Origin of the sequence: Actinomadura keratinilytica (assembly GCF_039539665.1) — a bacterium.
Classification (GTDB): Bacteria; Actinomycetota; Actinomycetes; order Streptosporangiales; family Streptosporangiaceae; genus Spirillospora; species Spirillospora keratinilytica.
In genome coordinates, this window is the sequence record NZ_BAABDO010000193.1 from 1 (window position 1) to 6,942 (window position 6,942).

The following is a 6,942-nucleotide window of genomic DNA, read 5'->3' on the forward strand; positions in this document are numbered from 1 at the left end:
TCCGGCGAGGCCCCGGGAGGTCCGCTGCCCACCAGCGGCCCGGGGCCGACGGCTTCTGTGCCGTCCGTCACAGACGATCCACCCGTCGTCACGCGTGAGGCCAGGAACTTGCTTTAGCTTGCTCGAAGCGTCTGAATTGCGGTGTGAATCAACTCGCGCGCGGCCGCCCCGTAGACGGCGGAGGAAGCGAGCCAGGCGAACTCTTGGATGTACACAGCGATCTCGCGCGGTTGCGTGATCGTCAACTCTGCTGTGGCCGTTTCGACAAGGACCATCCGCTCGTCGAACACCCAGAACCCGTGATGCGGTGCGCGACGGTGCCGGGCTCGCGTCGGAATTATTCCAAGGCTGAGCCGGGGCAGGGTCGACAGCGTCAGCAGACGCTCCAACTGGGCGATCATGACGTCGTCGTCGGCAAGGCCGATCGTGAGCGCGACCTCGCATATCACCATGTGGAAGCGCCTGTCGCGATCACCACGGCGCAGCACCTCCTGCCGAGCCATGCGGGCTTGGACGGCGGTGTCGACGTCGCCGCCGGTGCCGTGGAAGGCGATGTTGTCGCGGAAGCGCTGCGCAGCGTACTCGCGGGTCTGAAGTAGCCCGGGGAGAACGGTCGGCTCGAAGATCCGAAACAGCGTGGTCTCGGCCTCCTGCGCGGCGATGGTCTGCTGACGCCGGTGCGCGCCGGCGCGCCACTCGCGCCGCCACTCCCTGTACGCGGTTGCAACGTTCCGAACGGTCGCGATCAGGTCCAGGACGTGGTCGTCGGCGCCGACAAGTCGGCACCAGGTGCGGATGTCGTCTTCGCTGGGCGTCTGCTTGCCGTGCTCGATCTTGGAGACCTTGCTCTCATGCCAGCCGGCCAGCTCGGCGAGGCGACGCTGCGTGAGCCGCGCATCCTGCCGCAGCTCACGCAGCCGCACCCCGAGCGCCTCGCGTGCTTGCTGGTGGGACGTGGACATGAGCGGTGGTCACAGGCTCCGCAGGAACTCGTCTCTGCTGACGGACGCCTTCCAAGCGACGTCCCGCCACCGTTGGTGCTGCTCGACCAATGCCGCATCGTCGACGAGCTCGGCGCCGATGAACCGATCATCGTCGTCGAAGTGCAGGACGGCGACGCGCTCGTCATCGAAGAGCCAGGCGTCATGCGGAGGGCGGACCGGCAGGCCGAGTGCGGCGGCACGGTCACGATCGAGGTAGCGGATTTCCTCATCGGCTTGCAGGTTGCCTTGCGCGGCCCACAGGGCGTAACGCGAGTAGTCCCCGAGTGGTATCGAGACGATTCGCACGCGGGTGAAGGGGCGGCCCCCGGCTGCTGCCCGCCGTGTCATGTCGTACCAGGGCCCGGAGCGGACGGAGTCGTCGAGGTCCCGACGGCCAGCCATGAACGCGTCGAACGATGGCTTCTCGTCCGGGACGTTGTACCGGTCGCGTGCTTCGATTCTGAAGGCGTAGCGCCGGACGTTCCGGAACAGCTCGCCGAGCTGGTCGCCGGTCAGCAGTTCGGCCACCGGTCAACCTCCGTGGTTCTCCTGGTGGTTCTCCTGGTAGTGCTTGATCAGGTGACGGACCAGGCCAGGGTCGATCTCGACGAGCGTCTCGTCGGCGGCGAGGTTCCGCACGTCGCCGAGCGCTGCACGGTCAGTGACCTTCGCCCCCTGGACCACGTAGGTGCCGCGGTCGGTGGCGTACATTGCGGGGCATGTGCCCTGGTTGGAGTCCGTCCCGAGGAACCGTAGCCGCATGTTCTACCTCCGCCCAGTGAGTTGCTAATACTTGCTCTGTAGGAAGGCTGCGGTCTCTGGGCGGGCGCCGTCAACAACTTGCCGGAGGTACGGCTCAGTCGGCGAGGCCGAGGGCGTATGGCAGTGTCGCGAGCGCCGGCCAGGCGTCCCACAGGCAGATGCCCGCGGCCACGACCAGGTGGACGACGATGAGGCGGACGGCGCGGTGCAGGCAGTCACGCCAGATCGCCTCGTCGGTGCGCTCGGGGCGTGCGGCGAGGCGCCGCCGCATGAGCTCGGTGTAACGGGCGGGGTCGCCGCCCGCCTCGCGCCAGACGGCCCGGCGGGTCAGGTGGCGGTCGCGAGCGCGCTGCGCCGCGGCCGCCAGGCGCTCGCGCTGGTCGCCCCATGCCGGGTCGGGGGCAGGGCACATCGAGGGCACATCGCCCTCCACCATCGCCACACATCGCCCATCATTGTCAAACGGTGTCTTGGCAGGTGAGAGGCGATGTGACGGGATCTTGGCAGGTCGGAGATGTGCCGCGAGGAGTTCCAGCTGGCGCTCATGGTGTGGAAGACCTTCTTCGGTTCCCAGCGGGTCTCGTCGAGCATGCGGACGACGCCGTAGGACGCGATGTCGCGGTCGCCCGGCTTGTCGAAGTTGGCGAAGGAGAACCACAGCGCGGTGTCCACGCCTTCCTCCTCGAAGATGTCGAGCAGTTCGCTGAAGTAGCGCACCTGCTCCTCCTCGTCCGGGATCGCGTCCGCGGGCGGCTGCCAGGCCATGCCTCCCAGGTCGCCCGCGCCTCGGTAGGCGCACGTGCCGTACTCGGTGATGGCGACGGGCTTGCCGTGGGAGAAGAACTCGCGCAGGTGGGTGCGGAACGTGTCGGCGTTATGCGCGGTCCGGTAAGCGTCGACGGCCACCAGGTCGAACGGGCCCCAGTCGGCGGGTTCCCAAGGGCCGGAGGCATAGGTGATCCTCCCGCCGAAGTGGGCGCGCACCGTCGCCGCGGCCTGGGCGAGGAAGGCGTTGAGGCGCTCTGCCACCGGCCCGAGGGAGGTCCACCACTGCAGGTCGGCGGTGGCCATGGCGCGAAGGCGGTCGAGGTAGGTGTCGCCGGGCAGGAAGCCATGGGCGAAGGCGCTGAGTTCGCATCCGGTGACGAGCACCACCTCCGCGCCGTCCTGCCGCAGGGCCTCGGCGCGCCGCGCGCAGTCGGCGAAGAACGGCAGGATCTGCTGCGGGTGCAGGTCAACGGGGAACGGGGCGTACCACACCTCCAGGCCGGCGTCGGCCGCGTGCCGGGCGGCGGTGTACAGCCGCCCGGCGTCGCCGCCGGAGATGCGCACGGCGTCGCAGTGCAGGTCTCCGGCGATCACCGCCATGTCGCGGCGGACCTGCTCGGGGTCGAAGGTCCTGCGGCTGATGAGTCCGGGGAAGAGCCCGGTGTCGTAGTTGATGCCCCGCGCACGCATGTCAGCGCCCCTTCATGTGATCGAGTCCGTGTTGCAGCAGGTCGAAGGCCAGCTCGACGTCCTGGCGCAGGGCGCGGCCGACGTCCTCGGCGGACGCCCCGCTCAGCAGGCGTTGGAAGTACGTCTCCTGGAGGGCGAGCAGGGACGCGGCGACCTGGGCCGCCATGAGCGCGGCCGCCGTGGGCCCGTACTCGTCCGCCAGGACCTGCGCCAACGCCTGCCGCTGCTGGTAGAGCAGGGCGTTCGCCGCGTTCTGGAGCGCCGGACTGCTCTGGATGACGCGCACCCGGGCGAGCAGCGCATCGAGGTCCGCCTCCGGTGGTTGCGCGGCGGCGAACGCGCGGAAGTGCGCTCGCAGCGCCTCCAGGAACGTCTGGCCGGGCGGCCGTCGGGCGACGATCTCGGCCAGCGGGTCGCCGCCCACGCCGTGGAGGGCGAGCGACTCCTTGGTCGGGAAGTACGCGAAGAGCGTCGCCTTGGCCACCTCGGCCGCCTCGGCGATCTCGTTGACGGTCACCGCGTCGAAGCCGCGCTCGGTGAACAGCCGCAGCGCCACCTCGGCGATCCGTCGCCTGGTCTGTTCCTTCTTGCGTTCGCGAAGCCCCGCCACGGCGATAACCATACTCGGTTCAATAACGTACTCGGTATGGCCACCTGCTGATTCGTCGCCGTACACCGTGCTTCCGCGAACAAGACGGGGGCGCAACGGCGTCTCTCTTCCCGGACAATCATTGGAATCCGTTCACGGCCGTGGCGGGAGAGAGGCGGCGTATGGAGGCTCTGCGGTCCGGTGACCCCAGGCGCGTCGGCGGCCACCGGCTGCTGGGCCGGCTCGGCGCCGGCGGGATGGGGCAGGTGTTCCTCGGACGGTCGCCCGGCGGGACGCCGGTGGCGGTCAAGCTCGTGCACGCGCACCTGGCCGAGGACCCCGGCTTCCGCGCGCGGTTCCGGCGCGAGGTCGGCGCCGCGCGGGCCGTCAGCGGCGCCTTCACCGCGCCCGTCGTCGACGCCGATCCCGAGGCCGACCCGCCGTGGCTGGCCACCGCGTACCTGCCGGGCGTCCCGCTGGACCGGGCGGTGCCGCTGCCGGTGCCCGCCGTGTTCGCGCTGGGTGCGGGGCTCGCCGAGGCGCTGGCGTCGATCCACCGCGCCGGGGTCGTGCACCGCGACCTCAAGCCGTCCAACGTCATCCTGGGGCTGGACGGCCCGCGGGTCATCGACTTCGGCATCGCCCACGCGGCGGACGCCTCCGTCGTCACCCAGACGGGTTTCGCCGCGGGGTCGCCCGGCTTCATCGCCCCGGAGCAGGCCCGGGGCGGGGTGACGGGCCCCGCCGCCGACGTGTTCTCGCTGGGCGCGGTCCTGGTCTTCGCCGCGACGGGCGTCGGCCCCTACGGGCAGGGGCCGCCCCACGTGCTGATCTACCGGGCGGTCCACGAACGGCCGCGGCTGGACGGCCTCCCCGACCCGGCGCTGCGGGCCGTCGTCGAAGCCTGCCTGGAGCAGGATCCGGCCCGACGCCCCACACCGGCGCGGCTGCTGGACATGCTCGCCCCGCACGTGCCGCAGAGCACCGACCTGCACGGCGTCGGCTGGCTTCCCGGCCCGGTGGCGGAACGCATCGCCCAGGCCGGCTCGAGCATCCCCAACCTCCCGCCCACAGAAGAGCAGGCCAGACCGGCCCGGCGGCGGGTCCTGCTGCTCGGCGGGGTCGCCGCGGTTGCGGCGCTCGGCGCCGGGGGTGTCGCCACGGCGGTGGTGCGCTCGTCGCGCGCGGAACCCGGCGCCCGGCCGGTGACGGCATCGGCCGCGCCCGCCACTGCCGCGTCACCCGCGCCGATGCGCGACGGCAAGGTCCTGTGGAGACGCTTCACCGGCTCCGAATACCTGAGCATCAGCCCCGTGGTGGCAGGCGGTCGCGTCTTCATCGGCAGCGAGAAGGAAGACCTGCGCGCCTTCGACACCCGGACCGGCAAGCACCTGTGGACCTACCGGACCGGACGGCGCATCAACACCCCCGCCGTCGCCTCGGGCGTCGTCTACGCCCTGGCCCAGGACGGCGTCCTCCATGCCGTCGACACCAAGACCGGACGGCTCAAATGGCGGCGGACGGTCGGCAAGAGCTACGGGGACGTCATCGTGGCCGACGGACTCGTGTACGCCGGCGACTTCTACGCGCTGGACGCCCAGACCGGATCGGTGCGATGGCAGGGACGCGGGGGCGGCCGATCCCCCGCGATCGCCGACGGCGTCATCTACGTGCCGGGCGGCAAGAGGCTGACCGCCTACGACGCCGCCACCGGCCGCACACGCTGGACGTACAGGTCGTCCAAGGGGGTGTGGAGCACCGCGGCCGCGGACGGACTGGTGTGCTTCGGCGACTTCCAGGGCGAGACGGTCCACGCGGTGGACGCCCGTACCGGCGAACGGCGCTGGACGTACGACGCGGGCAACAGCATCACCGCCCGTCCCGTGGTGGCGGACGGCGTCATCTACGTGGGCGACTACGGCGAGAAGCTCTACGCCCTCGACGCCGCCACCGGAACGATGAAGTGGCAGGCCCAGACCGAGGGCTCCATCCACGACGATCCCGTCCTGGCCGACGGCGTCCTGTACGTCGCGAGCGGCGTGTACTCCGACGGCAGCGTGTACGCGCTGGACGCCGCCACCGGACGCAAGATCTGGCGGTTCCAGGCCGAGGAGGGCATCGAGTCCAGCCCGGCCATCGCGGACGGAGCCGTCTACATCGGCTGCAAGGACGGCTACCTGTACGCTCTCGACGCCCGCGGCGGGTCCGGCACCGCGACCGGCTGAGAAACGGAGAACCGATGTCCGCGACACGTCCCGGCGACCCGCGCCGGGTGGGGCCGTACCGGGTGGTGGCCAGGCTCGGCGCGGGCGGCATGGGCCAGGTCTTCCTCGGCCGCTCGCCGTCCGGCCGCGCCGTCGCCATCAAGATCATCCATCCGGGGATGGCGGAGGAGCCCGCGTACCGGGCCCGGTTCCAGCGGGAGATCACCGCGGCCCGGGCGGTCAGCGGCGCCTACACCGCGCCGGTGGTGGACGCCGATCCCGACGCCGACCCGCCGTGGCTGGCCACGGCGTTCCTGCGCGGGATGTCCCTGCAGGACGCCGTCGCGACGCACGGGCCGCTGCCCGCCCCCGCCGTCCGCGCGCTCGGCGCCGGGCTGGCCGAGGCGCTGCTGTCGATCCACCGCGCCGGGATCGTGCACCGCGACCTCAAGCCGTCCAACGTGATGCTCACGCCCGAGGGGCCCCGGGTCATCGACTTCGGCATCGCCCGCCCCAGCGAGGCCGCGACGCTCACCCGCACCGGCGCGGCCCTCGGCACGCCCGCCTACATGTCCCCCGAGCAGGCGGCCGGGGAGGAGGCCGGGCCGGCGTCGGACGTGTTCTCGCTCGGCGGCGTGCTGACCTACGCGGCGACGGGCATGGGCCCGTTCGGCCAGGGCGCCGTGCACGAGCTGCTGTACCGCGTGCTGCACCTGCCGCCCTACCTCGACGGCGTCGCCGATCCCGGCCTGCGCGCGCTGATCGCGGCGTGCCTGGAGAAGGACCCGGCGCGCCGTCCCGGCCCCGACTGGCTGCTGGCGCGGCTGTCGGCCGAGCCGGCGCCCGCCCCGCAGGGCACGCACTGGCTGCCGCCGCACGTCGCCCACGACGTGGCCCGGCGGGGCGACACCGCCGTGCAAGTCGGATCGTAGCCATGTCGTTCTGT

Annotated in this window: 7 protein-coding genes; 1 reads left to right on the forward strand and 6 read right to left on the reverse strand. The window is 71.7% G+C overall.

Annotation, left to right across the window (positions count from 1 at the left end):
* Window positions 1-113 precede the first annotated feature (113 nt).
* The 6 genes from ABD879_RS31385 to ABD879_RS31410 all read right to left on the reverse strand — a co-directional run bounded on the left by ABD879_RS31385 (window position 114) and on the right by ABD879_RS31410 (window position 3,813).
* Window positions 114-962: a helix-turn-helix domain-containing protein gene (locus ABD879_RS31385; RefSeq protein WP_345025391.1), complete on the reverse strand. Its 849-nt coding sequence runs from the start codon at window positions 960-962 to the stop codon at window positions 114-116.
* Window positions 963-971: 9 nt separating this feature from the next.
* On the reverse strand, window positions 972-1,511 hold the full coding sequence (locus ABD879_RS31390) for a DUF6879 family protein (RefSeq protein WP_345025392.1): 540 nt from the start codon (window positions 1,509-1,511) through the stop codon (window positions 972-974).
* A 3-nt stretch (window positions 1,512-1,514) separates the two neighbouring features.
* Complete coding sequence (locus ABD879_RS31395) at window positions 1,515-1,745, reverse strand: hypothetical protein (protein WP_345025393.1); 231 nt, start codon at window positions 1,743-1,745, stop codon at window positions 1,515-1,517.
* Window positions 1,746-1,839: 94 nt separating this feature from the next.
* Complete coding sequence (locus ABD879_RS31400; RefSeq protein ID WP_345025394.1) at window positions 1,840-2,016, reverse strand: hypothetical protein; 177 nt, start codon at window positions 2,014-2,016, stop codon at window positions 1,840-1,842.
* A 56-nt stretch (window positions 2,017-2,072) separates the two neighbouring features.
* The gene (locus tag ABD879_RS31405) at window positions 2,073-3,203 is read right to left on the reverse strand and encodes a glycoside hydrolase family 113 protein (protein WP_345025396.1); all 1,131 of its coding nucleotides are present in this window, start codon (window positions 3,201-3,203) and stop codon (window positions 2,073-2,075) included.
* A 1-nt stretch (window position 3,204) separates the two neighbouring features.
* Entirely contained in the window at window positions 3,205-3,813 is a 609-nt protein-coding gene (locus ABD879_RS31410) for a TetR family transcriptional regulator (protein ID WP_345025397.1), read from the reverse strand.
* Window positions 3,814-3,974: 161 nt separating this feature from the next.
* On the opposite strand from ABD879_RS31410, the gene ABD879_RS31415 reads away from it, so the two are divergent.
* Window positions 3,975-6,017, forward strand: coding sequence for an outer membrane protein assembly factor BamB family protein (locus tag ABD879_RS31415; protein ID WP_345025398.1), 2,043 nt, complete (start codon window positions 3,975-3,977; stop codon window positions 6,015-6,017).
* Window positions 6,018-6,942 lie beyond the last annotated feature (925 nt).

Excerpts from the sequence above, each read along its gene's own strand:
- ABD879_RS31385 (WP_345025391.1), bottom strand. The coding sequence starts at position 962 with ATGTCCACGTCCCACCAGCAAGCACGCGAGGCGCTCGGGGTGCGGCTG.
- ABD879_RS31395 (WP_345025393.1), bottom strand. The coding sequence starts at position 1,745 with ATGCGGCTACGGTTCCTCGGGACGGACTCCAACCAGGGCACATGCCCC.
- ABD879_RS31400 (WP_345025394.1), bottom strand. The coding sequence starts at position 2,016 with ATGCGGCGGCGCCTCGCCGCACGCCCCGAGCGCACCGACGAGGCGATC.
- ABD879_RS31405 (WP_345025396.1), bottom strand. The coding sequence starts at position 3,203 with ATGCGTGCGCGGGGCATCAACTACGACACCGGGCTCTTCCCCGGACTC.
- ABD879_RS31415 (WP_345025398.1), top strand. The coding sequence starts at position 3,975 with ATGGAGGCTCTGCGGTCCGGTGACCCCAGGCGCGTCGGCGGCCACCGG.